This is a genomic window from Cupriavidus basilensis OR16 (assembly GCF_000243095.1).
Lineage (GTDB): Bacteria > Pseudomonadota > Gammaproteobacteria > Burkholderiales > Burkholderiaceae > Cupriavidus > Cupriavidus basilensis_D.
The window spans coordinates 28464-54017 of the sequence record NZ_AHJE01000037.1; the positions used below are offsets into that span (position 1 = coordinate 28464).

A 25554-nucleotide genomic window follows, 5' to 3' on the forward strand; every position below is an offset into this window, starting at 1 on the left:
CGCCGAATCCCCCGTCCAGAGTGCAAGCCGCGCCTTCGCGCCGGCTGACTGCCTATCAGTATGCGGTGCAGACCTTGCGCGCCGACATCCTGCAAGGCCGCATGACCGCGGGCGAGCGCTTGCGCCAGGATGACCTCGCCAAGCGGCTGGAGATGAGCACCACGCCGGTTCGGGAAGCATTGCGCACGCTGATCTCCGAAGGGCTGGTGTTCTTCGACGCGCATCGCGGCGCGGTGGTGCGCGGTCTGACGCTGGATGATGTGCAGGAGATCTACCGGCTGAGGATGGTGCTGGAGCCGATGATGGTCGAAGAGGCGATCCGCGGCATCACCGCGGCAGATATCGCCCGGGCCGAGGCGTTCCATGAGGAGATGCTGCAGACGCAGGATGTCATGCGCTGGACCGAGCTGAACCTGGAGTTCCACGCGGCGCTCTGGGCGTCGCAGGAACACAGCAGGCTGGCCACCTGGTCAAGACGCTACGCGATTCGGCTGCGCCGTATATCTCGCTGTCGCTCTACATGAGCCCGGAACATATCGCGCAGAGCAATGCCGAGCATGCCGAAATCCTGTCCCAGTACAGGCAACACGATGCTGAATCCGCCAAGCGTCAGACCATCCATCACCTGGATGACACGCTGAAGATCATCGTGCAGGCGATCGACAATTCCGATGCGGTTGATGGCGGCGGGGCATAGCGCAGGCGCACTGGCGGGTGTTCGCTGCGGACCCGCCGGGTGAAGGGGGGCAAAAACGGCGGGCAAAGACGGCGAGCAAAAAAATAGCCCACCTGATGGCGGGCTATATTTTTTCCTGGATACGCTGCATGCGAGCGGTATCCAGGCAATGCTGGCGGAGTGGACGGGACTCGAATGGCGGAGTGGACGGGACTCGAACCCGCGACCCCCGGCGTGACAGGCCGGTATTCTAACCAACTGAACTACCACTCCGCAGTGGCTGTGGAACCCGCTTGCTGCGGCTTCCGACGCTCGTGTTGAGGCTGCGCTTGGTGGCGTTGCTCTCGAAACTGGCGTCCCCAAGGGGATTCGAACCCCTGTACTCACCGTGAAAGGGTGATGTCCTAGGCCTCTAGACGATGGGGACCTGAACTTGCTCGCAACGTCATGTGCATTTCGTGTCGCGAGGGGCGCGATTATAGCGCCCTTTTTTCTCCCTGGGAAGCCCCGGTTATTCTTCCGCGCAAATCGTCAAATCGTCAAACCGCGCGGCCGCCGAGCAGCCGTATTCGCCAAGACAGGCGCCCAGGCTATTGCCACGATGCAGGCCATGCGGGTCGCTAGTGTCTCGCGCTTGCTCTGGACACCCCTGCCATGCCGCCTGAGCCGCATGTGCGTCGTTGGCGCGGTCGCCTTCAGGGGCCATGGCGCCGCTCGCGCATGGGGCCGTCTGCATCGATGCTGCCGGACGCGTCAAGCGGGCCATCGACGTTGACCGGCCCGTTGACCAGCACGTCGCCTTGCACCACCAGCGGCCCGTGCACGGTGAGCGGGCCGTGAAACACCTTTTGCCGTCCTGCGCCAGGTGGCCGGCCATAAGCCGGCGGGCGGCTGGCAAACCAGGCTGCGGTCAAGGGCCCGTGCGCAAGCACACTGCCGTCCACGGTCAGCGTGCCATGCACGGTGAGGGGGCCTTCCACTACCAGCGAGCCGCCAATGGTGAGCGGACCGGATTCCACCGGCTGGCCATGCGCCGCCGCGGCTAGCCACAGGGATGCCGCCAGGATTGCGCTGGCCTGCCGGGCAATTTGCGATCTCATGACCCCTCCCAGGGTGCGCGGCGCCGACGCCGCAAGCTGTTTCCAACTTAGTGCGCGCGGCGCAGGCGCGCAAGCGGCGCGCCGAGCACTGTTCTTTTGCGATGCGATCTGCCACCATTGCGCCCCTTCATTTCATGGCTCCCGATGAGCGCACTGACGCAATGGCTTCCAGCAAAGCACACCATGCCACCGGTTGGGCGGCAGGCCTGATTGCCGCCGCGGTGGTCGCCCAGGCCGGTGCCGGCGGCCCGTATCACCTGGCCGCCGTGCTGGCCTTTCTTGCAGGCGTGGCCGGCGGCGGCGCGCCCGACTGGCTGGAGGTGGCCTGGTGGTCCAGATCCCGCCGCCTGTGGATCACGCACCGCACCTGGACGCACTGGGGCATCGCCTGGCTGGCGCTGCTGGTGTTCGCGCACCGCTCGCTGGGCACCCATGCGCTGGCCGCGCCGGCGTTCGGGTTTGCCTGTGGCGGGTTGATGCACTTGCTGGCCGATTGGCCCAACCCGCTTGGCGTGCCCTGGGTCCTTGGACGCCACTCGCTGAACTGGTGGAAGAGTGGCCGCTGCGACCTGCTGGTGGTCGCGGCCTCGTGGATGGGCGCGCTGGCGCTGTCGCGGCACGTGTGGTTCCACGGCACGCACGGGCTGGACCTGTTCCAGTACCTGCGGGCCTGGCACCTGCGGGTCTGAGCGTCCGCGTGCCTGAGCGCGCGCACAAAAAAAGAGGCGGCCACAAGGGGCCGCCGATCGGGAATGTCGAGGGAGGCAATTCCCTCACAGAAGGCTAACGGCGCGCCAAAGTGGAACATGCACCCCACCGACGTGGGGTGATGGCTTCGGCATATCGGGAGATTGCCGGTGGCCGGCTTCATGGCTCCAGGCAGGTCGCCGCCGTGCCGGGCAGGCACGCGCCCGTGTCATGCCGGCTTTGCCTGCGCACGGCCGCCGCCAGTTCGTCGTGCGCGGTGTCGAGCCATGCGGTGCGATGGCGCACGGGGTCTCGTGGGGAGAGTGCATCGGCGCTGACCTCGCGCAGGAAGTACTTCACCATGCTGCCCGCGCGCGCGGGCACGGGCAGCATGCCCAGCAGTTGCCGGCGCTGCAGCAGGCCGCGATCGGCCGCATGGCCCAGCGCGGACCACGCGGTGCGCCCCAGCGCCAGGAAGAGTACCTTGTCATCCATCTGCCTGAGCGCGTCGAGGAACAGGTTCTCGAACACCCTGCGCAGCATCGGCACCGCCATCAGTTCTTCCAGGTCGCCATCGAAGGCCAGGCCGCGCCGCGTGGTGGCATAGGGGAGCAAGGCCAGCGGCTGCAGCCGCTCGAAGCCTTCGTCCCAGAGCGCCGCGGCGCCGGGCAGGCCGACCAGTTGCGCGATGCCGAAGTGGTCCAGCATGCGAATCAGGTTGGGCCGCACGAGCGGGCCGCCGAGCTCCGCGCGCCGCTTGTTCTCGCGCTGGATGGTGCGGCCGGGCGCATGCCGCCGCAGCAGGCTCTCGGTCAGCTCCGCCGCCAGCTGCACGTGGGTGTGCCCGGGCGTGGTGCCTACCAATACCAGCCGCGCGCTCTCATGGCTGTGCTCGAACGGCACGTAGCACATCGCGTAGATGCCATCGCGAGCCACCAGCACCGGTTTGTCGATCACGGCCGTTGCCGCTCCGCGCCTGATGCGCGCGCAGTACTCTTCCAGGTAATTCGCCAAAATGTCCCCGCCTTACTGCGATTTCTCTCAGGTATAGCTGCCCTGTTGCCGGGCTTGTCTTTCCTGGCATGGTAAGCCGCGGCCGAGCCGCGGGCAAAGCGGGCGGTGCCGTTTCCTGCCCGCGGCAACACAAGGTGTGTGGGCCAGCGAACCAATCGCGCCGGTGCATCATCCCAATGAAGGATGGACGCAACGGGGGTTGCCCGGGCAATCGCATTTCATGGCACGGCTTGCGCCGATGCAATCCTCGCCAAGCTTGGTAGAGCTTGGCGAGGATTCACCGGAACGTGATACTAGAAAGCCGCAGGGGCAGCGTGCGGATCAGTGAGCCGCATCGTGCTGGGCAATGGCGGCGCGCGGCGCGGTCCGGGGCCGCATGGAGGCGATCAGCAGCGCGGCGGTGGCAACAAAGGCGGGCAGCGAGAGCAGGCTGAAGATCTTGCTGAAGCTCCATCCCAATCCGAGGATCTGCGCGCCCAAGAGCGCGCCGACGATGCCGCCAAAGCGGCCGATGCCCAGCATCCAGGCCACACCGGTGGCCCGGCATTGCGTGGGATAGAAGCCGGCGGCCAGCGTGGGCATGGAGGATTGCGCGCCGTTCATGCAGGTGCCGGCGGCAAACACCAGCACGCCGAGCAGGAACACATCGCCGGCGCCGTGGCCCACCGCATAGACCAGCGCGCCAGTCAACGCGTAGGTGCCTGCCACGATGCGCCACGGATGGCTACGGTCCATCAGCCAGCCCACGGTCAGCGTACCGATGCCACCGCCCAGCGGGAACAGCGCGGTGATGAGCGCGGCCTTCTCGATCGGGTAGCCCGCGTCGGCGAACAGCGTCGGCAGCCAGCTCGTCAGCAGGTAGAAGATCAGCAGCCCCATGAAGTACGTGGTCCACAGCAACACGGTGCCGGCGCGGAACTGCGGCATCAGGATGGTGCGCAGCGAGGAAGCACCGGTGAGCGCGGCGTCGGCGGGCACGGTCTCCTGCACCTGGAAGCGCTCGTCGCCGCGCAGCACGCCCGGGTGGACCTTGGACAACGCGGCGGCGATGCGCGCGTCCGGGGCCTTGCGCGCCACCAGGAAACGCACGGACTCCGGCAGGAAGAAGATCAGCAACACGGCCAGCAGCAGCGGCGCGACGCCGCCCACCAGCAGCACCGAATGCCAGCCATAGTGCGGAATCAGCCAGGCCGCGGCAAAACCCCCGGCCGAGGAGCCCAGCGTGAAGCCGCAGAACATGGCGTTGACCGCCAGCGAGCGGCGCCGCGTGGGCGCGTACTCCGACATCAGCGTGACCGCGTTCGGCATGGCCGCGCCCAGGCCAAGGCCGGTCAGGAACTTGCGGCCAAAGCGGTCGGCCAGCGGCCCCGCTACCAGCGCGCCGGCAGCCAGGCCGAACAAGGCCGCGCTCATCACCGGCCCGAGATGGGCGCGGCTGACGCCCCATTCCTTGGCCAGCATCGGCGCGATAAAGCCGATCGCTGCGGTGTCGAAGCCATCGGCCGCGACAATCAGGAAGCACAGGATCAGGATGAGCCACTGGAAGCGCGAGAACGGCAGGCTGTCGATGAACTGCTGGACGTCGATGCCGGCGCCGGGATGGCGTGCACGGTCAGGGGATGCGGCCGGCTGGCCGCTGTTTGGGGGCGTCATGGTGCGGGTCTCCTGCTATGCCGCTCGTTGGCGGCGAATGCTCTGGTTTCTTGAGGCTGGCCGCTTGGCCGCTTGGCCTCGCGCATCGCCTCAGTAAGGCAGGCCGACGTAGTTTTCCGCCAGCGACGTCTGGGCCGCGCGCGAGCCCGTGAGGTAGTCCAGTTCGGCTTGCTGGATGCGCAGCGCGAAGTCATCGGCATCGGGGAAGCGGTGCAGGAGCGATGTCATCCACCACGAGAAGCGCTCCGCCTTCCAGACCCGCCGCAGGCATTTCTGTGAGTACGCGTCCAGCTCGCTGGCATCGTCGTGCAGGTAGCGCGCGATCAGGCCGTCGGCCAGGTAGAGGACATCGCTGGCGGCCAGGTTCAGGCCCTTGGCGCCGGTGGGCGGCACGATATGCGCAGCGTCGCCCGCCAGGAACAGGTTGCCAAAGCGCATCGGCTCGCACACAAAGCTGCGTAGCGGCGCGATGCTTTTCTCGATGCTCGCGCCGGTCACCAGCGCCTCGGCGGCGCTGGCGTCGAGGCGGCCGCGCAGTTCGTCCCAGAAGCGCTGATCGGACCAGTCCTCGACCCGTTCGTCGGCGCCCACCTGCACGTAATAGCGGCTACGCGTGAGCGAGCGCATGCTGCACAGCGCGAAGCCGCGCTCGTGGCTGGCATAGATCAGCTCATCGGCCACCGGCGGCGTGTCGCAGAGCACGCCCAGCCAGCCAAAGGGGTAGACCCGCTCGAAGATGCGCTTGGACGGCTCGGGCACGCTGCGCCGCGTGACGCCATGAAAGCCGTCGCAGCCCGCGATGAAATCGCAACGCAGCGCATGCTGCTGGCCGTTCTTGCGATAGCGCACCACGGGCGTGGCGGTATCGAAATCGTGCACGCTCACGTCTTGCGCGTCGTACACGGTGACGGCATTGCCGGCCGCGCGGGCGATCATCAGGTCGCGGGTGACTTCGGTCTGGCCATAGACCGTGACCGAGCGGCCAATCAACGCCTGGAAGTCGATGTGATGGCGCTCGCCACCATAGGACAGCTCGATGCCGTGATGAACCAAGCCATCGTGGCGCAGGCGCTCGGCCACGCCAGCGCGCTCCAGCGCATCGGCGGTCACGCTTTCAAGGATGCCGGCGCGGATGCGGCCGAGGATGTATTCGGGGCTGCGTTGCTCGATGATGACCGCATCGATGCCGGCCTTGGCTAGCAGTTGCCCGAGCAGCAAGCCGGAGGGGCCTGCGCCGATGATGGCGACTTGTGTACGCATCGCGTGTCTCCTGGTGCGGGATAGGGATTGTTCTTGAACATAACAATAGCTGCGCCAGGCACGGGAGGGAATAGACGGAACGAACCATCAACAGGACAAAACGAACATTCTGGCTTAGCGCGGAATGTGCCGAAATATCCTGTTGAGTCTGGGGAAAACCCTAGGTTTTCGATTGAATTTAGCCGGAATTGTGCATTCTGTCGGTGTGCTCGGAGACGCGCCCTAGTGCGCCGTCCGCACGCACAGGCCTTCACATTCCGTACATGTCGTTGCGCTTCAGCGGCCGGAGCGCTGCTCCTTGCGGCAAGCTTTGCAGATGTGTTCAAGGCCGTCCTGGCGGCGTGTGTCCCGCGCGAAGAACTCGCCGTCAGCCGGCCAGTGCTCTGCGCAGTGACGGCACAGTTTGAGCAGGCCGATATCCGACATCAGGACGTCGCCGGAGGCAACGTTCGCCCGCGCGGCGCGCGCATGGCGCGTGGGGCTCGTGCGCGGTGTGGTCGTGTCTTGCATGGCGCCTGTGGTGAGGGCGCCGTGGCTCTCGCGCGGCATGGCGGCGTGATCGTACATGGTCTCTCCTTGCCTTGGAAATGGGCCGGTGATGGTCGGGGTGCGCAGCGGGATCCGGCCACGCCACTGAAATACCCCGTTACGAAATGGCGTGTGGTTGGTGGCGCGACGGCTTGGTGAATCGATGGCCGAGCGGTGAATTGCCCGCCCGCGCGCTGGCGTGGCTTACCGGGACAACATGCCCGAGCAGGCCATCAGCAGCCATCCGATGGCGGCACATCCGCCCAGCCAGCCGAGCAGCACCAACACGATGGTGGACCACTTCATCGGGGCCGCCGCGCAGGCGTGGCAGGAAGTCGTGTTGCGTTAGAAAGGGAGCGGATCATGCGTACTTTCCTTGGAATGGCAAGACAAGGCTTGCTCAAGGGGGGCAGCTTAGCGATCCTATGACGTCAATGTATGTCCGGGTTGTAAGGAAATGTGCACGAGCAAATGTGCCGCGGCCCGGCATTGCCTGTGAACGCCGTTGCCGCCCGGACCAACTATCGGAGCGCGCCCCTTGGCGCTCGCACGGGCAACCGGGAGCCTGCCTATAATGCCGGATCCGACACCCAGTCCGCCGCGCGCGGCGCCAAGGCCAGCCATGACGATCCTGCTCGATACCGCCATTGCGCACACACTGGATACCCTGATTGAGCGCCTCGGGGCAATGCCGGGCATACGCGTGCAAGCCTGGCTGTTCGAGGACGTCGCAACGCGCCGCGCGGCCGAGCAGCGGCTTGCCGCCGCTGGCGTGCCGGCGGTCATCCACAGCGCTTACAAGCCGCTGCTGCATTTCTTTCTCGATGCGTTGGCGCTGGAGCACGATGGCGGCCGTCTTGCTGCCGCGGGCGAAATATCCGTGCGCCTGCCAGCGGCGACATCGGCGGCGCAGTCGCAACGTTTCCGGCTGGAAGCCTATCCGCTCGCCGGCATGCTGCCCGAAGGCAGCCTGCGGCTTAGCGAAGGGGACGACGAAGGCCACTACGTCGTCGAGCTGGAGGGCGTTGCCCACCGCGTGTTCGTGCCGCTCGCGGCCTCGGGCGCGCCTTGCGGGTGGCTGCGTCTGCGGCGCGATGGCGCCGTGCTGGAGGACGGCCCGCTCGCCACCGAGTACGAACTGGCATTCGCCGCAGCCATGGGGGCGATCCGCGGCCATGCCTGGGGCCGGCAGGGACCGTATTTCGATGTGCTGCGCATCGCCATCGGCACGGGCGGCATCGAGCGCCGGCTGTCCTACCAGGACGAATGCATCAGTACCCGCGAGGCCCTGCACGAGGACCTGTATTTCTCCATCCTGGAATTCTTCCAGGACCGCGCCGGCTTGCCGCGCGGCGATCGCACCTTGCAGCCCGGCCAGATCGTTCCCGACGTGCACCGAGCGGATGGCGCCACGCGGGTGCGGGTGGAATTGCTGCCGCACCCTCGCTTGTCGGCCGCCGCGGCCGCGTCCCCGCTGAGCGCGAAGGCGCTTGCCGGGCTCTCGCAGCCCCTGACGCCGGAGCAGGCCGCTGTCGAGATGCATGCCCTGGGCGGCAAGCGTTTCAGCGTGCTTTCCACGCAGGGGCGCGAGGTCCACGGCACCTGTATCGAAGGCGCGTTGCCAGGGCTGGTGATTTCCGGCGGCCAGCATGCCAACGAAACGTCCGGCGTGGTGGGGGCGCTGCGCGCGGCGCACGCGCTCAAGCTGCGTCCGCAGGCGAACTTCGCCCTGATCGCCATGGAGAACCCGGACGGCGCGGCCTTGCACGTGCAGTTGCGCGAGGACAATCCGCGCCATATGTCGCATGCCGCGCGTTACACCGCATTGGGCGACGACCTGGAGGCACGCACGGCACCGCCGTTCGTGGAGAAAGCGGCCCGGCTGGAAGCCATCGAGCGCACCGGCGCCGGGTTGCACATGAGCTTGCACGGATACCCCGCCCACGAATGGACGCGGCCGCTCACCGGCTACGTACCGCCAGGCTTCGAGACCTGGACCATTCCCAAGGGCTTTTTCCTGATCCTGCGCCACCACGCCGGGCGCGATGGCATGGCATTCATGCAGGCGCTGACTGCGCAGCTTGCGGCCTCGTCGGATCTGGCTGGGTTCAATGCGCGCCAGCTGGCGACCTGGAGCCGCCACGCCGGTGAAGTGCCGTTCCCGGTGCTGAACGGCATTCCCTGCATGATCATCGAGGATCACCGCTCAACGGTGCCGTTCACGCTGGTCACCGAATTCCCGGACCAGACGGTCTATGGCGATGCGTTCCGCCTGGCGCACACTACCCAGATGCGGGCAGTGCTGGCAGCGGCGGAGCTGTATTGGGCAGGTTTGCTGGATTGAGGGGCGCCGCGGCGCGCCGTTAGTGGATTGTGCGTGTCACCTTGGCGTGCGGCACCGCTGCCGCTGCCGCGCCTTCAGGCGTCGCGCCTTCGTCCTGCTCGATCATGGTGGCCGCGAGGCTGAGCGCAGCCTGCATCTCTTCGTGCGACAGGCCAGACGATAGCGCAAGCCGCACCGCCAGGGACGCCAGTCGGGCGACTTCATAACTCGGGATGGTCATCTCAGCTCCTTGTCATTGTGTCAACGCTTGTGTCAATGCCATATTGGTCATATCGGCCGCCCGCGCTTGCCGTTGCGCTGGCGCCGGTCAATCTCCAGTATGGCTCACGGCGCGCCTCGCTGCCCGAAGAGAATCCGGCAATGCCGCTTAACCTCAGGCGGGCAGGAAGCCTTCCACGGTGAGATAGCGCTCGCCGGTGTCGTAGTTGAAGCCCAGCACGGTGGCGCCGGCCGGCAGGTCCGGCAGCTTCTGCGCGATCGCGGCCAGGGTGGCGCCCGACGAAATACCCACCAGCATGCCCTCCTCGCGCGCGGCGCGGCGCGCCATTTCGCGCGCCGGCTCGGCGTCGACCTGGATCACGCCGTCGAGCAGGACGGTATCCAGGTTGCGGGGAATGAAGCCGGCACCGATGCCCTGGATCGGGTGTGGCGCGGGCGCGCCGCCGGAAATGACCGGCGAGGCGACCGGCTCGACGGCATAGACCTTCAGCGCGGGCCACTTTTGCTTGAGCACGCGGGCGCAGCCGGTGATATGGCCGCCCGTGCCCACGCCGGTGATCAGGGCATCGATGCCCTGCGGGAAATCCGCCAGGATTTCCAGCGCGGTGGTGTTGACGTGGGCCTCGATATTGGCGGGGTTCTCGAACTGCTGCGGCATCCAGGCGCCCGGCGTGGCAGCCACCAGTTCCTCGGCGCGGGCGATGGCGCCCTTCATGCCCTTTTCGCGCGGGGTCAGGTCGAAGGTGGCGCCGTAGGCCAGCATCAGGCGGCGGCGTTCCACCGACATGCTGTCCGGCATCACCAGCACCAGCTTGTAGCCCTTGACCGCCGCCACCATGGCCAGGCCGATCCCGGTATTGCCCGAGGTGGGCTCGATAATGGTGCCGCCCGGCTTGAGCACGCCGGATTGCTCGGCTGCCTCGACCATCGACAGCGCGATGCGGTCCTTGATGGAGCCTCCCGGGTTGGCGCGCTCGGACTTGATCCAGACCTGATGGCTATCGCCAAAGAGCCGCTGGACACGGATATGGGGCGTATTGCCAATGGTCTGCAGGATGTTGTCGGCCTTCATTTAGGATTTCCAGGAATGGTTTCGAACCGGACTTGCGAGCGGGTCCGGACAAGCATGCACTGGGGGATTCTAGCCGGGCGGCGGGCCAGCAATGAGATTTCCACGCCATATTGGCGAGCGGCTTAGTGGCAGGCTTCGGCGCGCGCGGTCCGGCAGAGTGCATGCGCCGGCAGCGCTTCCAGCTTGGAGGCAAGCACGATCCGGCCGCGGCCACGCCGCTTGGCTTCATACAAGGCACGGTCCGCGCTGCCAAACAGCTTGTCCCAGGTGGCCCTCCCGCCGTTCTCGCGCTCGCGCTCGCGGATCTGCGCGACGCCGATGCTGGCGCTGGCGAACCCGCCAAGCTCGCGGGGCAATGCGATGGCGCGGATGCCTCGCAGGATGCGGTTGGCCAGCAGGATGGCGTCGGCTTCGGTGGTGTGCGGGCAAAGCACGCAGAATTCCTCGCCGCCGTAGCGGCCGGCGAGGTCCGTGGCGCGGTGCGTCTCCTTCAGGACGCGGCCGATCTGCTGCAGGATGCGGTCGCCGGCGCGGTGGCCGCTGCTATCGTTGATGCGTTTGAAACGATCGATATCGATCACCAGGCAGCTCAGCGGATGGCCGTGGCGGTTGAATTCGGCGGCCAGTGTCATCGCCGCCGCATCCATGGCGCCGCGGTTCGGCAGCCCCGTCAACGCATCGAGTCGGGCCTGCTTCTCCTGCTCGGCCAGGATGGTTTCCATGGCCATCAGCGTGAAGCCTGCCAGGCCAGCGAGGATCGCCACAAGGGCAGGCAGCAGGCGCAGCTGCAACAAGGCCTCGGCACTCAGGGCTGGCTCCGGGGCGCCGGCCTCCAGCACCGCATACAGGCCGCAGTATTGCGCCAGCAGTTGCAGGCCGCACGCGGCCAGCACCAGCGGACGGCTGCGCCGGGTCGGGGCAAACGGGCGCTGCAGCAGGCGGGCCAAGGTGAAGCAGGCGATGATGGCGGCCACCACGTAGCCGGTGACTTCGGCCAGGCTGCTGCCGCTGCCCAGCGCGGCGGCCAGTACGGCGGCGATGGCGAGCACGCTGGCGGTGAGCGGCACGGGTACCGAAGGGCGGTGATCGGTCAGCGATACGCCGCGAAGGATCAGCAGTTGGGCGGCCACGCCCAAGGCTGGCGCCACCAGCAGGAACCAGGTGGACCCGCCGCGCGCGTCGATCACCAGCAGGCCCGCGGCGCAGGCCAGCACCTGGCCGGCGCCCCACGCGCGGCCCACGGCGCTCTCGCGCAAAGCCAGCATCAGGGCTACGAGGATGATCTGAGTGGCGGTAAACAGGACAAGCAGTGCGATCACGGCACTGCCCTCATCTGACTGCATGAGATCCCCATCGAGTTCGGCGCAGCATCGCTGCGCAGGAGTTGGCCTTCGAACGTGGGTTCGCGCACGCTGCGAAAGCCCGTCTGTGCGCCAGGTCGTGACCTGCGACATTCCCGAATGCGGCGTGCCTGCCGGTGCTTGTCCGGTGCGTTGCAGCCGTGGTGAATAGGTATTTTTATTTGAGAAAATTCTACACAGCGCAGCGTTGCAAATGCTCCGTATCCGGCCAGAGTAACAATTGTTGACATTGGATTCGCGGCGCGTGATCTAAGATTCTCTTCGTTATCTGGCGGGCTTCTGGCGGGCTGTTGCGGGCCGTTACAATCCGGCTCTTGCCACCGCACGATTCCTTTTTTTCGCACCCTAGCAGCAGATCTGCGTCAAGTTTCCGGCACGTACTGTGATACTTTATCGGTGCGTAAAACTACAAAAATGTAGAAAGTATCGAGACAGGAATCTTCTTGCATTCCCTGGCCTGGCAATGAAACACCGCAGGCGCGGCCAAGCGGCGCAGCGGGGTCCGGCGAGTTCCGATAGCGCGTTTTCGCAGCGATCGAAATCCGGGAATGGGCGGCGATCGAGCGCCAATCGGCGCTGCTAACCCTTACGCCACCAACCTGCATTTGCTCTAATGCATATTCCCTAGTCCTAAATGCTTATATGCACGATTACCCGCATGCCTCAGAATCCTCGCCCATAGTGCCTGAATCTGCACATTGAGCGCTAGCCTGCGAGGGACTGCCTGGAAGCTTTCAGGCAGCGCAGGAAGTGTAAGTAGCACGACGTAGTCAGCAGCGGATGGAACAGCCATGCCCGGAAGGCATCGCCCGGCGGCCTCAAGCGCGACCAGCGCATCGACGGCAAGCAAAGCGAGCGCTTCCGGGGCGGGACATAAAAATATGAAGAAACAAGGGGCCAACAAGTGAATTTGTTGCGATTGGATGGCGTCATGCGCCGCGTGGCAGGCCTGCGGCAAGCAAGCTGGGGCACGCCGATGATGAGAGCCTGGCTTGGTGCACTGCTGGCCGTGTCTGCAGCCTGGCTGTGCCCGGCGCAGGCGCAGGCCTCCGGCGCTCGCGCCCCCAACATTGCCTTCCACTACGGCAGCAAGCCGCCGGTGGACTCCCTGCAGGCCTTCGATATCGCCGTGGTCGAGCCCGACAGCGGCTTCGATCCGCGCACCGCCGCCACGCCCAATACGCAATGGTTTTCCTACGTCAGCATTGGCGAGGTCGCGCCGTCGCGCGCCTACCTGAAGGATATTCCCAAGGCCTGGCTGATCGGCAATAACGATGCCTGGGGCGCGCGCGTGGTCGATCAGGCCGCCGACGGCTGGCCCGCCTTCTACGTGGACAAGGTCATTGCCCCGCTATGGCAGCGCGGCTATCGCGGCTTCTTCCTCGACACGCTCGACTCCTACCAGCTTGCAGCTAAGACGGACGCCGAGCGCGCACGCCAGGAGGCCGGCATGGTGGCGGTGATCCGTGCCATCAAGGCACGCTATCCCGAGGCCAGGCTGATCTTCAACCGTGGCTTCGAGATCCTGCCGCAGGTCAACCAGCTGGCGTACGCGGTCGCGTTTGAATCGCTGTACCGCGGCTGGGACCAGGGCGGCAAGCGCTACACCGAAGTGAGCGAGGCCGATCGCAACTGGCTGCTCGGCCAGGCCCGCACGATCCGCGAGAAGTACCGCCTGCCGGTGATCTCGATCGACTACTGCCCGCCTGCCGACCGCAAGTGCGCGCGCGACACCGCCGCGCAGATCCGTGCGCTGGATATCATCCCCTACGTGGCCGATCCCGGCCTGCAGACGGTTGGCATCGGCAACATCGAGGTCATGCCACGCCGCGTGCTGGTGGTGCAGGAGCGCGAGCCGGGCGTATCGATCGACAACTCCTCCGGCGTGCGCTTTGTCTCCATGCCGCTGAACTACCTGGGCTATCGCGTGGACTTCGCCGAAGCGAGCCAGCCGCTGCCGGAGATCGGCCCGGACCGCTACGCCGGCGTGGTGATCTGGATGGCTGGCAACGTGCGGGACCAGCCCGGGCGCTTCTTCAGCTGGGTGCAGCACAATATCGACCAGGGCGTGCCAGTGGTGTTCATGAACGATTTCGGCGCGCGCATGAACGGAGCGCTGGCGTCAAGCCTGCAGCTCAATTCGGTCAAGGGCAAAATCGGCGTCAAGGCGGACGTGGTGTCGAAGGACCCGATGATGGGCTTCGAGATGCCGGTGGCGCCGGACCGCACGCAGGCAGTGCCGGTACAGGTGGGCGATGCCCCGGGCTTTCGCTCCCTGCTGCGCCTGAATTCGGGCACGCTGACCTACGACGCCGCCGCGATCACCCCCTGGGGCGGCTACGTGCTCGGGCCCTACGCGGTGCGGGAAAGCGCCAATGACCAGGACCGCTGGGTGGTGCAGCCGCTGGCTTTCCTGCGCGAAGCGCTGCGCCTGCCAGCCATGCCGGTGCCCGATGTCACTACCGAAAACGGACGCCGCCTGCTGACCGTGCACGTGGATGGCGACGGTTTTGCCTCGCGTGCCGAGATTCCCGGCGGCGGCTTTTCCGGTGAAGTCCTGTTCCGCGAGATCTGGGACCGCTATCGCCTGCCGATGACGATGTCGATCATCGAGGGCGAAGTGGCCAGCGACGGCATGTATCCCAAGCTGACCGCGCAGCTCGAGCCGATCGCCCGCAAGATCTTCGCGCAGCCCTATGTCGAGGTGGCGAGCCACACCTTCTCGCATCCGTTCGAGTGGGGCCGCACGGTGCCCGGCGGCACGCACTCGGAGAATGCCACGGAAGGCAGCGACGACTTCCACCTGGCGATTCCCGGCTACACGATGGACCTGAAGCGCGAGATCGGCGGCTCGATCGACTATATCAACCGTACCCTGGCGCCCCCTGGCAAGCCGGTCAGCATGCTGCTGTGGTCGGGCGACTTGCCAGCCGCCGCCGAGGCCATCAAGCTGACCGACCAGGCTGGCGTGCTCAACATGAACGGCGGCGATACGCTGATCACGCGCAGCAACCCGACCTGGACCGCGATCTCGCCGATCGGCGTGAACAAGGCCGACGGTACGTTCCAGATCTTCGCGCCAAACCAGAACGAGAACGTCTACACGAATCTCTGGCATGGCCCGTACTACGGCTTCGAGCGCGTGATCGAAACGTTTGAGCTGACCGACCGGCCGTACCGCTTCAAGTCGGTCAACATCTACTATCACAACTACTCCGGCACCAAGGCTGCCTCGCTCAAGGCGCTGCGCAAGGTCTATGACTACGTGCTGAGCCAGCCGCTGATGCCGGTGCATGCCACCGACTACGTGCGCAAGGTGATCGACTGGCAAGGCATGGCGGTGGCCCGCGAGCTGGGCGGCGACGCCAGGCAGCCGGCCACCTGGATCGTGCGCGGCGACGCTAACCTTCGCAACGTGCGCTGGACCGGCGCGGACGTGCCCGACGTGGCTAACTCGCAAGGCGTGACCGGCACCTCGCCGGCGCCTGGCGGCGGTGTCTACGTGCACCTGGCCGATGGTGCCTCGCGCATCGTCATGCGCGCCCCGAACGCAGCCAACGCCGCGGCTCCCGCCGGCCCCGAGATCGCCGAGGCCAGCGGCTTCGTGCGCAACTGGCAGCGCACCGGCCAGGGCGGCGCGCAGCGCATCGGCTTTGACTTCAGCGGCTACTTCAAGCCATTCTTCCGCCTCGCAGGCGCGGACCATTGCCGGGTTGCCATCGATGGCAAGCCGGTGCAGGGCGTGCAGGAGCGCGGCACGCTGCGTTTCAATACCACACCCGTTCCCAATCCCAACAATGCCAAGCAAAGCGTCGAAATCACCTGCGCCGCCTGAGCGCGAGCGGCTCCTGCCGCCAGCGTTCGTGCTGACCTTCACCGCGATGGTGGGGATCGGCCTGGCGCTGATGTTTCCGCGCGAAACCTTGCGCGAACGCCTGCTGGGCGAGGGCCGGGCGGTGGACGGCCTTAGCTTGGCCTACCTGGAAGCCTGGTGGCGGGCCGCGCCCGACGACAGCAGCTTCGCGGCGGTGCTGGCCGAGCAATATGCGCGCACGGGCCGGCTGGATGAGGCAGAGGGCATGCTGTCCCGGCTGGAGGCGCGCTATGCGGCCAGTCCTGCGGCCAGCTCCGCGGCCAGCCGGCAAGGGCCGGTGCGCAATGCCAATGCCGCCGACGCCGAGCTGCCCAGCCAGATCCTGCGTACCCGCATCGAGATCGCGCAGCAGCGCGCGTTTGCTGCGTTGCCGGACACCCCGGAGCGCGAGCACTACATTGAAAAGCTCGGTGGGCTGCTCGACCAGGCGGTGACCATGCAGTGGGGGCGCGCCGACCTGGAAGAGCTGGCCACCACCGCGCGCTCGATCAACGCGCTCAAGCTGGCACAGGTGTTCTACCAGGCGCTGGCCAAGAGCGATCCTGGCCGCGCGGCGCTGTGGGACGCGCAGGCTGCGTCAGCGGCGCTCGCGGGCGGCGACTACCAGCAGGCGGCCGACGCGCTGTTTGCCGCGCAGGCCCGCACCACCGATCCGGCCGAGCAGCGCCGGCTCTTCCTGGCCGCGCTCAAGACGCTGCAGTCCGGCAACCAGCTCGACAAGGCGCTGGCCCAGGCCGAGCAGCACGGCGGCAAGCTGCTGGATAGCGCTGAAGTCCTGCGTTACCTGACCCGGCTGGCGCTGGCCGCCAACCGGCCCGAGCAGGCCGCGCGCTATGTGCAGCGGCTGCTGCGCCTGCCGCCGAGCCTGCAGCCCGCGCCCGAAGGCGCATCGCTGCAACGCGCCGAAGTGCGCCGCGTAGCGGCCACCCAGCCATGGGCCGCGCAGGGCGTGATCTTCCTTGACGGCCCGCGTGGCCTGGCCTTGCGCCGCGCCATGGGCGACGCCGCGATGCCGCACCTGCGCCGCGTGGCGGATACCTCAGGCGCTGGCATGGCCGCTTCCGCGGCGGCGGGCCAGCCCCGGGCTGCCGCCGCGGCTCCGGCAGCCCCAGCGGCAGCCCCTGCCGGCGCTCCGAGCGCGGCTGAACGGGCCTTTAACGCCGATGACTACGAACTTGCGTTCCAGGTATTCCTGGCCGCCGGCAAGCTCGACGACGCCCAGCGCGTTGCCGAGACCGCGGTGCGGCGCCAGCCCGGCGCGGCGCGCTGGCGCGAACGCCTGGCCCAGGTTGCCGAGTGGAATCGCCAACCCACGGTAGCGCTCAAGAGCTGGCTGGAATATGCCCAGGCCAGCAATGACGAGACCGCCTGGAAGGCCGTGTTGCGCCTGGCGCCCGGCCTGAGCGACGATCGCGCCTACCTGGCCGCGCTGCGCCATCGCGCCGGCACGGGCGATCTCGCCACCGTCGACCAGGTGGTCGCCACCTACGAACGGCTGGGCGAGCCCGAGGAGGCCTGGCCTTCCTGCAAAGCCTGAGCCACGGCCCGAACGCGCGCCCGGTCATGGAGCGCCAGGCGGAGCTGGCCGAGCGCGCCGGCAAGGATGCCCGCGCCTTCGAGCTTTACGCCGAATTGCAGCAGCGCTTTGGCCCGCGCCCGCAGTACGCGCTCAAGCAGGCCAACCTGCTCTATGTGCGCGGCAAGCTGGCCGAGGCCTTGCAAGCCATGGTGCCGTCCATGCGCACCGCGCGTTCCACCGACATCGAATTCTGGCGCACCCTGACCGAGCTGGCCCGCCTGAACCAGCGCGGCGACCTGCTCGAGCAGGGCTACCGGCAATTGATGCTGGCCATGGCCGAATCGCATGACGACCACTGCATGGCCATGCCGCCCGGCGCCGGGCGCAACAACTGCCTGGCCGAAGTGCGCTATACCGAGGAATCGGATTTCTCGAACCTGATGGACTTCTACGACAGCTCGCCCATCGATGCCGGGCGCATCGCCGAAGCCAGCTGGCGCAAGAGCGGAAAGCTCGTGTCGCTTGAGCTCGCCATCAATTACTACACCCGCGCGCGTGCTTACGGCCGCGTCGCCACGCTGCTGCAAGGCATGACCCCTGCCCAGCTCGAGCAGGCCGAGCAATCCAGCCGCTTCCTGGCCATGCGAGCCGAGTACCAGCGCGCCCGCGGCGAGCGCGAGCTGGCCCTGGCCGACCTGCGCCGTGCCGCCAGCCTGGCCGACGCCGGCAGCGAGACGCTGGCCGCGCTGATGTGGGCGCTGGTCGATCTCGGCTCGGATACCGAAGTGCGCGCCATGATGCGGCGCCTGAAGGGCGAGGCCGAGGACAACCCGGACCTGTGGGGCGCTTTTGCCGCCAGCAGCATGCGCTTCCGGGACGGCCGCACCGCGCTGCACTACCTGCGCAAGATGGCCGATGGCAAGAACGCCGATCCACTCTGGCTGGGCCTTGCCGCCGATGCCTACGATGCGATCGGCCAGTCCAGCACCGGGTGGCGCCTGCGCCGCCAGGCCTGGGTCGACCTGCACAAGGACCAGTCCGCGGCCGGGCGCCGTGCCTCGGATCCCCGCAGCATGGATCCGGCCGCCGAGGAGGAGGACGCGCAGGGCGGTCCCGCGCCGGCCGAGCTGCGCCGCCAGACCGTGGCGCTCGGGCAGATCTTTGCCTCGGGCGACGTGTCCCAGCGCCTGGTGATCGAGATGCTGCGCGGCGACCGCGCCGTGATGGCCGGCAGCAATGCCGCCAACGGGCCCGGTCCCGCCAATCCGGCGTCACGGCTGGGCGAGATTCCCGGCCTGCCGGCGCTCGATCCCAAGACGCCACCGGGCATGGCGCAACGCGAGGCGCGCCAACAGGCCGTGGTCTCGTCCGCCGCCAAGGAAGTGGCGCTGGCCTGGGCCCTGTCGAACGAATCGAACGAACTGGCGCGTGCCTGGCTGGCCCGCCAATATGCTCGCCAGTTGCTGCGCCCGGCTTATGCCGAGATCACGCTGGCGCTGGCCAACCAGGACCTGGCCGCGCTCGACCGTGTGCTGGAGCGCCAGGCCGGCCGCATTCCGGTGGACAACCAGATCGAAGCCAACGTGCAGCTCGACCGGCTCGGCGCCGCGCAGACGCTGGCCTACGAAACCCAGGACACCACCCGCACCGACGACAGCCTGCAGGAAACCCTGCAGGACACGCTGCTGTTCAATGCGCAAGCCATCGAGCCGCGCGTCACGTATCAGCGCCAGAGCCCGTTGAGCTATTTCGACTATAGCCTGGCTGGCGGCGTGCGCCTGTGGGATGGCTACGACCTCAACCTGCGCGGCGCCTGGCGCACCCAGCACAGCGTGGACCAGACCCAACTGAGCGGCGTGCCCTCGTCCGACAAGCGCGGTGAGCTGTCGCTCGGCTACCGCGACCAGCACCTGCGCTGGCGTCTCGGCGTGGGCCGGCGCGACGGCCTGGATAGCGTGACCACCGCGCGCTTCACCGGCGAGTGGCGCGAGGCCAGCCGGTTGCGTTTCACCACGCTGGCCGGCATCAACCAGAGCGCCGACGAATCGGCGGCGCTGCGGGTCGGCGGCGTCAAGGATGTGCTCGGCTTGGGCGCAACCTACAACTTCAGCCTGCGCGAATTTGCCGACGCTCGCATCGAGTACGACCGCTTCCGCGGCCAGGACGGCTCGCAGCTGGGCCACGGCCTGGTGTACGACCTGGAACTGGGCTACCGCATCCGTACCGCTTACCCGGACTACACGGTGCGCCTGGTCGGCACCCACGCCACCTACAACGCGCGCGGCGGCACGCTCAGCAACAAGCTGGCCACGCTGGTGCCGGCCAACGGCGAGGCCACGCCGGGGTTCTACATGCCGCAGGGTTTTACCCAGGCCGGCGTGATATTCGGCTTTGGCACCGAGCTGATCGACGACTACACGCACAAGTGGCGGCCGTTCGCCGAAATCGGCCTGCTACACGACACCCGCGCGGGGCAGAACTTCCGGGCGCAACTGGGCGTGGCCGGCAAGGTGTTCGGCAACGACCACCTGTCCATGTATGTGCAGCACGAAACCGCGGCGCGCAATGGCGGCACGCCGCTGACCGAGGTGGGTGTTCGGTACAGATGGCTTTTTTAATCCGGGCGGGCACGCGAGCGTGCCGGTTCACTGTATGCAATCGAGAAGGGGAGAGAGTCATGGAAACAACTAGCACGAAGCGGAACCGCGCGGCACGACTGCTGGGCTGGTGCGGTGCGCTGGGCGCAGCGCTGTGGCTGGCCGGATGCGCGGTGACCGATATTGGTCGCGCCCCCACGCTGCCGGCCGGTGAGTCGGTGGCGATCTTGCCGATCGTCAACTACACCGAGACGCCGCAGGCAGGCTTGCGCGCCGAGGCCATCGCGGAAAGCCTGCTGAAGACCGGCGGCATCGCCAACGTCAAGCGCTACCCGGCCAACCTGAACCCGGAAACGTTGTTCGAGCCGGCGGAGCGCGAGTCGGTGGGCAAGGCGCTGGAGTGGGCACGTACCCAGAAGATGCGCTACGCCCTCACCGGCGCGGTGCAGGAATGGCGCTACAAGGTGGGTGTGGATGGCGAGCCCGCCGTGGGCATCTCGCTGCAACTGCTGGACGTGAGCACGGGCGAAGCCGTCTGGTCCGCCACTGGCAGCGACAGTGGCTGGAGCCGCGAGTCGCTGTCGGGTACCGCGCAAAAGTTGCTGCGCCGCCTGCTGGCGCCGCTGCGCCAGGGTTGAACCGCGGGAGAGCATGATCGTGGCCAATACAGCCGACAAGATACGGGAAGGACAGGGCATTGGCGCGGGTGGCCGCTATTTGCGGTTGCTTGCGCCCGCCGCGAGCGGACCGGTCTCCGCGGTCGAGCTGGTGGTGACGATGGCTCTGGCGATGGGGCTGGGATACCTGCTCCTGCCCAACAACCCCCTGCTGCTGGGCCTGGGCTTTCCCTGGGCATGGCTGCTGCCGGTCATCCTGGCGCTGCGCTACGGCACGCTGATTGGCGTGGGCAGCGTGCTGATGATGCTGGGCGGCTGGTTCTTCTTCCACCAGATCGGCGCCCAGCCGGGTGAGTTCCCGCGCCTGTTCTTCCTGGGCGGGCTGCTCATGGTGCTGGTTGCCGGGCAGTTTGGCGACGTCTGGGGCACGCGGCTGGCGCGCGCGCGCGCCGTCAACCGCTACCTGGAAGAGCGCCTCGCGGCCCTCACCAAGAACCACTACCTGCTGCGCGTGTCCCATGCGCGGCTGGAGAACGACCTGCTGGCCAAGCCCACCACGCTGCGCGACACGCTGTCGCAAATGCGTGCGGTGGCGCTGGAAGATGCCGCGCCGGGTGGCGTGCTGGTTGGCGCGCGCCCCATGTTGCAAGTGGTGGCGCAAGCGTGCCAGCTTGAAGCGGCCGCGCTCTACGCTGTCGATGGCGAGACGGTATCCACCACGGCGTCGGCGCAGATCGGCCCGGCATTCGAGTTCGATCCCGACGATGTGCTGGTGCACCACTGCCTGGAGACGCGCCAGCTGGCCCACCTGCAGGCCGACGGGGTGTCGCGCCAGTCGCTGGACTATCCGCAGACCCGTTACGTGGCGGTGGCACCGGTGTTGTCCGGGGCCGACAAGCTGGTGGGCCTGCTGGTGGTCGAGCGCATGCCGTTCCTGTCGCTCAGCTACGAGAACCTGCAGTTGCTGATGGTGCTGATGGGCTATTACGCCGATGGCGTCGAGCACGCCGTGTCCACGCGCGCCATCGCGGCCGCGATTCCCGGCTGCCCGTACGACTTCGCGCTGGACTACGCTCGCCTGTCCCGCCTGCGCCGTGACAGCGGCATCAACAGCACGATCGTGGCGCTGGTGTTCGACCTGGACGAATCGCGCGACGCGCTGTTCGACCAGGTCATCCGCAGCCGCCGCGCGCTTGACGTGGCCTGGCCGCTGACCAGCGCGCACCAGCGTGCCCTGCTTACCTTGATGCCGCTGTCGGGCAACGAGGCGGCCTCGGCCTACCTGGTGCGTATCGAAGACATGCTGCGGGCCCAGTTCGGCACCGATTTCGAAGCGGCGCGCGTCGGCGTGCATATGCTGGCCGTGCCCGCCAACGCGCCGGTGGAGCCGTTGATCCGCTTGCTGCATCGTTGCCATGTGGATGTCCAGCCGGCGCCAGTGCCGGTGCCGGTGGCACTGGGCGAGGTTGGCCGTGGGTAAGCTCGGCATCGGCGGCATCGCCGCGCAAATCGCCGCCCTGGCGCTGCTGGCTCGCGCCGGTCACAGCACCGCGTTGCTGCTGAGTTTCCTGCTGACGCAAGGGCTCGCCGCGGCGATGATCGCGATGGTGCTGTGGCGCCTGCTGCCCCGGCGTTTTCGCGTGCCCTTCGCGTGGAGCTACGGCTACTTGTTCGCCTTCTGCTTCCTGGTGCCGCTGGCCGGCGGCATGATCTGCGTCGGCAGCCTGCTGATCGCGCGCTTCTTCCCGGGACGCCGTCCCACGGCCGGCATCGGCCTGGTCGGGCTGCCGGAGTTCGTCACCCACCTGGTCTCGCGCGTGACCCACGGCGGCGGCGCCCGCTTGCGCGCCCAGCTGGGCAACACGCGTGCGCCGTTGCCCGAGCGCATGACCGCGCTGGTGGCCATGCAGTCGATGCCGGCGCGTACCTCCAGCCCGGTGCTGCGTGACCTGCTGGCCGACAGCGCCGACGACGTGCGCCTCTTGGCCTACGGCATGCTGGACGGCGCGGAGAAGCAGCTGACGCAGAAAATCCTTGTTGAGCTGCCGCGCCTGGAAGACGCGCAGGACGATCGCGAGCGCGGCGAGATCAACAAGCGCCTGGCCGACCTGTACTGGGAACTGATCTACCAGAACCTGGTGCAGGGCGACGTCTATCGCTACACCGCGGACCAGGCGGAGCGCCACGCGCGCGCCGCGCTGGAGGTCGACGCCGACCAGGCCGGCCTGTGGTACATGCGCGGCCGCCTGGCGCTCACCCGCCACGAGCCCGCGCAAGCACGCGCGTGGCTGGAGCGGGCCGAGCAGCTTGGCTTCGCGCGCGAGCGCACGCTGCCGCTGATGGCCGAAGCCGCCTATCTGGAGCGCGACTACGCCGCCGTGCGCGCCATCTTGCTGTCATTCGACAGCCCATCGCCGCTGCCACTGGTACGGCCCCTGCTGCGTTACTGGCAATCATGAGCGATACCCCCTTGCCCCGCGCCGACTCGGCCGATGTGGCCCTGCTGCTGGAGGGCACCTTTCCGTATGTGAGCGGCGGGGTGTCGAGCTGGGTCAACCAGATGATCCGGGCCTTTCCGGAGGTCCGCTTCGCCATCGTCTTCATCGGCAGCCGCCGCGAAGATTACGGCGACATGGCCTACGCGCTGCCCGACAACGTCGTGCACCTGGAAACGCATTTTCTCTACGATTTCCCGCCGCCTCCGCTGGTACACGGCAGCGAAGGCGATCCCGTCGCCTTCGCCACCTCGGCGCAGCTGCACGAGGTGCTGCGCGAGCCTGGGCGCGAGCAAGAAGCCGGCGAGCTGATCCGCGAGCTGGTCCCTGAGCTCACCGACGGCGGCAGCCTGTCGGAAGACGCGTTCCTCTACAGCCGCAATGCGTGGCGGACCATCACCGAGCAGTACCGCCAGTACTGCACGGACCCGTCCTTCACGGATTACTTCTGGACCGTGCGCATCATGCACAAACCCTTGTGGCAGCTCGCGCGCATTGCCCAGGGGCTGATCCCGGCCCAGGTCTACCACACGGTGTCAACCGGCTATGCCGGCTTCCTCGGCGCCATGCTGCACTACCGCACCGGACGCCCCTTGCTGGTGTCCGAGCACGGCATCTACACCAAGGAACGCAAGATCGACCTGTTCCAGAGCCAGTGGATTCGCGACAACCGCAACGTGTTCGAGCGCGACATCTCTCAGATCAGCTATTTCCGGGAGCTGTGGGTGCGCTTCTTTGAAACGCTGGGCCGTGTCTGCTACGACGCCGGCGACACCATTGTCGCGCTCTACGAAGGCAACCGCCTGCGCCAGGTCATGGACGGTGCCCGCGCCGAGCGGACCCGCAACATTCCCAACGGCATCGACCTGCCGCGGCTGGCCGCGCTGCGCGCGCAGCGCGCCCCCGGCGTGCCGCCGGTACTATGCCTGATCGGCCGTGTGGTGCCGATCAAGGACATCAAGACCTTTATCCGCGCCATGCTGACCGTGGTGCGGCAATACCCCGATGCCCAAGGCTGGATCGCCGGCCCCGAGGACGAAGATCCGGAATACGCACGCGAATGCCGCAGCCTGGCCGAAAGCCTGGGCCTGGCCGGCAAGGTCAAGTTCCTGGGCTTCCAGCGCATCGATGAACTGCTGCCCAAGGTGGGCGTGCTGGTGCTCAGCTCCATCAGCGAGGCATTGCCGCTGGTGGTGCTGGAAGGCTTTGCCGCCGGCGTGCCGTGCGTGACCACCGATGTCGGCTCGTGCCGGCAACTGATCTTCGGCCTGCCCGGCGAGGATGCGGCGCTGGGCGCGGCGGGCGACGTGGTGCGCATCGCCGACCCGGCCGCGCTGGCCGAGAAGGCGATCGGCCTGCTGGGTTCGCCCGACGCTTGGCACGCCGCGCAGCAAGCCGGCATCCGGCGCGTGGAGCGGTATTACACGCAGGAGATGATGGTGGGTAGCTACCGCGAGCTGTACACGCGCCTGATGGCGCAGCCACGGGTGGAATCGTCCGCCGGCGGATCCCCGGCCAAGGCGGCGCAGGCCGCGGGCTGCCCCATGAAGGGAGGTCGCTGAAATGGCGGGGATTGGATTCGAACTGCGCAAGATGCTGCGGCGGGACAACCTGTCCGGCATGCTCGGCGCGTACGCCTATGCCGGTATCATCAGCTCCGGGCCGTGGGTGCTGTCGATCGTCGGGATCTTGCTGATTGGTGTGCTGAGCCTGCCGTTCGTGGTGCCGGGCAGCCTGGTGACGCAGTTCCAGGTCTCGGTGACCTACCTGATCGCGGTCAGCCTGATCCTGACCGGGCCGATGCAGCTGGCCTTTACCCGCTTTACTTCGGACCGCCTGTTCGAGAAGCGCGATGGCCTGGTGTTGTCGAACTACCACGCGGTGGCCCTGCTGGTCACGGCGCTCGCGGGCGCCATCGGCATCGGCTGCGCGCTTTTTGCGTTCCCGGAGCAGTCGGTGCTGTACCGGCTGTTGATGACCGCGGGGTTCGTGGTCATGAGCAATATCTGGATCGCGGTGATCTTCCTGACGAGCATGAAGCAGTACAAGGCCATCGTCTGGACCTTCCTGCTGGGCTATACGCTGACGGTGGTGGCGGCGCTGGTGTTGCGCGACTTTGACCTGGAGGGGCTGCTGCTGGGGTTTGTCGCCGGCCAGATGTGCTTGCTGACGGCCATGGTGGTCTGCAGGTGGTGCTGCTCGGGGTGCTTAATATCTACTTCTACCTCGACCGCCGGCGGGAAGTGCTGCTGCTCAGCGGCTTGTTCGTGATGCTCAACCTGGCCTTCACGGCCGTGACGCTCCAATTGGGACCGGCCTGGTACGGCTACGGCTTCGCGGTATCGCTGTTGATCGTGGTGGCCCTGGCGATCTACCTGCTGGACCGCAAGCTGGACCGCCTCGAGTACGAAACGTACATGCTGCAGTAGAAGGCGCACGCGCCGGCCCTGTGGCCGGCGGTGCGATACCCTCCCGCGCCGGCCTTGGCGCGGCGACGCCTGATTCTGTACCATTCCCCCTTGCGTACCTGGTGCCCGG

General features: G+C 67.3%; 18 protein-coding genes, 2 tRNA genes and 2 pseudogenes. 12 read left to right on the forward strand and 10 right to left on the reverse strand.

Features of this window, described 5'->3' with window-relative positions:
• Positions 1-65 precede the first annotated feature (65 nt).
• A pseudogene (locus OR16_RS45760) lies at positions 66-697 on the forward strand (GntR family transcriptional regulator).
• Between the two features lie 175 nt (positions 698-872).
• On the opposite strand, the gene OR16_RS14400 reads toward OR16_RS45760, so the two are convergent.
• From OR16_RS14400 to OR16_RS14410, 3 genes are all read right to left on the reverse strand, one after another.
• Positions 873-949, reverse strand: a tRNA-Asp gene (locus tag OR16_RS14400).
• 78 nt (positions 950-1027) lie between these two features.
• Positions 1028-1103 (reverse strand) — tRNA-Glu (locus OR16_RS14405).
• Between the two features lie 268 nt (positions 1104-1371).
• On the reverse strand, positions 1372-1776 hold the full coding sequence (locus OR16_RS14410) for a hypothetical protein (protein WP_006158687.1): 405 nt from the start codon (positions 1774-1776) through the stop codon (positions 1372-1374).
• Positions 1777-1937: 161 nt separating this feature from the next.
• Between OR16_RS14410 and OR16_RS14415 the strand changes: the two genes are divergently transcribed.
• A complete protein-coding gene (locus OR16_RS14415; RefSeq protein WP_043419742.1) occupies positions 1938-2465 on the forward strand; it encodes a metal-dependent hydrolase in 528 nt (175 codons plus the stop codon).
• Positions 2466-2643: 178 nt separating this feature from the next.
• Here OR16_RS14415 and OR16_RS14420 read toward each other — a convergent pair whose 3' ends face one another.
• The 4 genes from OR16_RS14420 to OR16_RS14435 form a co-directional block, all read right to left on the reverse strand.
• Positions 2644-3477 (reverse strand): hypothetical protein, encoded by an 834-nt coding sequence (locus tag OR16_RS14420; RefSeq protein WP_006158689.1) that lies wholly within the window; start codon positions 3475-3477, stop codon positions 2644-2646.
• Between the two features lie 321 nt (positions 3478-3798).
• Positions 3799-5130 carry an MFS transporter gene (locus OR16_RS14425; RefSeq protein ID WP_006158690.1) on the reverse strand — a complete coding sequence of 444 codons (1332 nt, stop codon included), beginning with the start codon at positions 5128-5130 and terminating at the stop codon, positions 3799-3801.
• A 90-nt stretch (positions 5131-5220) separates the two neighbouring features.
• Complete coding sequence (pobA, locus tag OR16_RS14430) at positions 5221-6390, reverse strand: 4-hydroxybenzoate 3-monooxygenase (RefSeq protein ID WP_006158691.1); 1170 nt, start codon at positions 6388-6390, stop codon at positions 5221-5223.
• Between the two features lie 276 nt (positions 6391-6666).
• On the reverse strand, positions 6667-6957 hold the full coding sequence (locus OR16_RS14435) for a hypothetical protein (protein WP_006158692.1): 291 nt from the start codon (positions 6955-6957) through the stop codon (positions 6667-6669).
• Positions 6958-7117: 160 nt separating this feature from the next.
• Here OR16_RS14435 and OR16_RS44070 point away from each other — a divergent pair, with 160 nt between their 5' ends.
• Both OR16_RS44070 and OR16_RS14440 read left to right on the forward strand, forming a co-directional pair.
• Positions 7118-7267, forward strand: coding sequence for a hypothetical protein (locus tag OR16_RS44070; RefSeq protein ID WP_158001357.1), 150 nt, complete (start codon positions 7118-7120; stop codon positions 7265-7267).
• Between the two features lie 273 nt (positions 7268-7540).
• The gene (locus tag OR16_RS14440) at positions 7541-9262 is read left to right on the forward strand and encodes a hypothetical protein (RefSeq protein ID WP_006158693.1); all 1722 of its coding nucleotides are present in this window, start codon (positions 7541-7543) and stop codon (positions 9260-9262) included.
• Between the two features lie 19 nt (positions 9263-9281).
• Here OR16_RS14440 and OR16_RS14445 read toward each other — a convergent pair whose 3' ends face one another.
• From OR16_RS14445 to OR16_RS14455, 3 genes are all read right to left on the reverse strand, one after another.
• Entirely contained in the window at positions 9282-9482 is a 201-nt protein-coding gene (locus OR16_RS14445) for a hypothetical protein (protein WP_006158694.1), read from the reverse strand.
• A 153-nt stretch (positions 9483-9635) separates the two neighbouring features.
• Positions 9636-10553 carry a cysteine synthase A gene (gene cysK / locus OR16_RS14450; protein ID WP_006158695.1) on the reverse strand — a complete coding sequence of 306 codons (918 nt, stop codon included), beginning with the start codon at positions 10551-10553 and terminating at the stop codon, positions 9636-9638.
• 122 nt (positions 10554-10675) lie between these two features.
• Positions 10676-11896, reverse strand: a complete 1221-nt coding sequence (locus tag OR16_RS14455) for a GGDEF domain-containing protein (RefSeq protein WP_006158696.1) — start codon at positions 11894-11896, stop codon at positions 10676-10678.
• A gap of 949 nt (positions 11897-12845) precedes the next feature.
• On the opposite strand from OR16_RS14455, the gene OR16_RS14460 reads away from it, so the two are divergent.
• From OR16_RS14460 to pelG, 8 genes and pseudogenes are all read left to right on the forward strand, one after another.
• Positions 12846-15749, forward strand: a complete 2904-nt coding sequence (locus tag OR16_RS14460) for a bifunctional glycoside hydrolase 114/ polysaccharide deacetylase family protein (protein ID WP_237717064.1) — start codon at positions 12846-12848, stop codon at positions 15747-15749.
• Complete coding sequence (locus OR16_RS47715; protein WP_337459839.1) at positions 15712-17325, forward strand: hypothetical protein; 1614 nt, start codon at positions 15712-15714, stop codon at positions 17323-17325. Before OR16_RS14460 ends, OR16_RS47715 begins: the two co-directional genes overlap by 38 nt.
• Positions 17326-17351: 26 nt before the next feature.
• Positions 17352-19925 carry a tetratricopeptide repeat protein gene (locus tag OR16_RS47720; RefSeq protein WP_337459840.1) on the forward strand — a complete coding sequence of 858 codons (2574 nt, stop codon included), beginning with the start codon at positions 17352-17354 and terminating at the stop codon, positions 19923-19925.
• Between the two features lie 59 nt (positions 19926-19984).
• The gene (locus OR16_RS14470) at positions 19985-20542 is read left to right on the forward strand and encodes a hypothetical protein (protein ID WP_006158698.1); all 558 of its coding nucleotides are present in this window, start codon (positions 19985-19987) and stop codon (positions 20540-20542) included.
• Positions 20543-20555: 13 nt separating this feature from the next.
• Entirely contained in the window at positions 20556-22001 is a 1446-nt protein-coding gene (locus OR16_RS14475; protein WP_006158699.1) for a PelD GGDEF domain-containing protein, read from the forward strand.
• On the forward strand, positions 21994-22980 hold the full coding sequence (locus tag OR16_RS14480; protein WP_043419753.1) for a tetratricopeptide repeat protein: 987 nt from the start codon (positions 21994-21996) through the stop codon (positions 22978-22980). The genes OR16_RS14475 and OR16_RS14480 overlap by 8 nt, the downstream gene beginning before the upstream one ends.
• The gene (pelF, locus tag OR16_RS14485; RefSeq protein WP_006158701.1) at positions 22977-24578 is read left to right on the forward strand and encodes a GT4 family glycosyltransferase PelF; all 1602 of its coding nucleotides are present in this window, start codon (positions 22977-22979) and stop codon (positions 24576-24578) included. Before OR16_RS14480 ends, pelF begins: the two co-directional genes overlap by 4 nt.
• A 1-nt stretch (position 24579) precedes the next feature.
• A pseudogene (gene pelG, locus OR16_RS14490) lies at positions 24580-25445 on the forward strand (exopolysaccharide Pel transporter PelG).
• Positions 25446-25554: the final 109 nt, after the last annotated feature.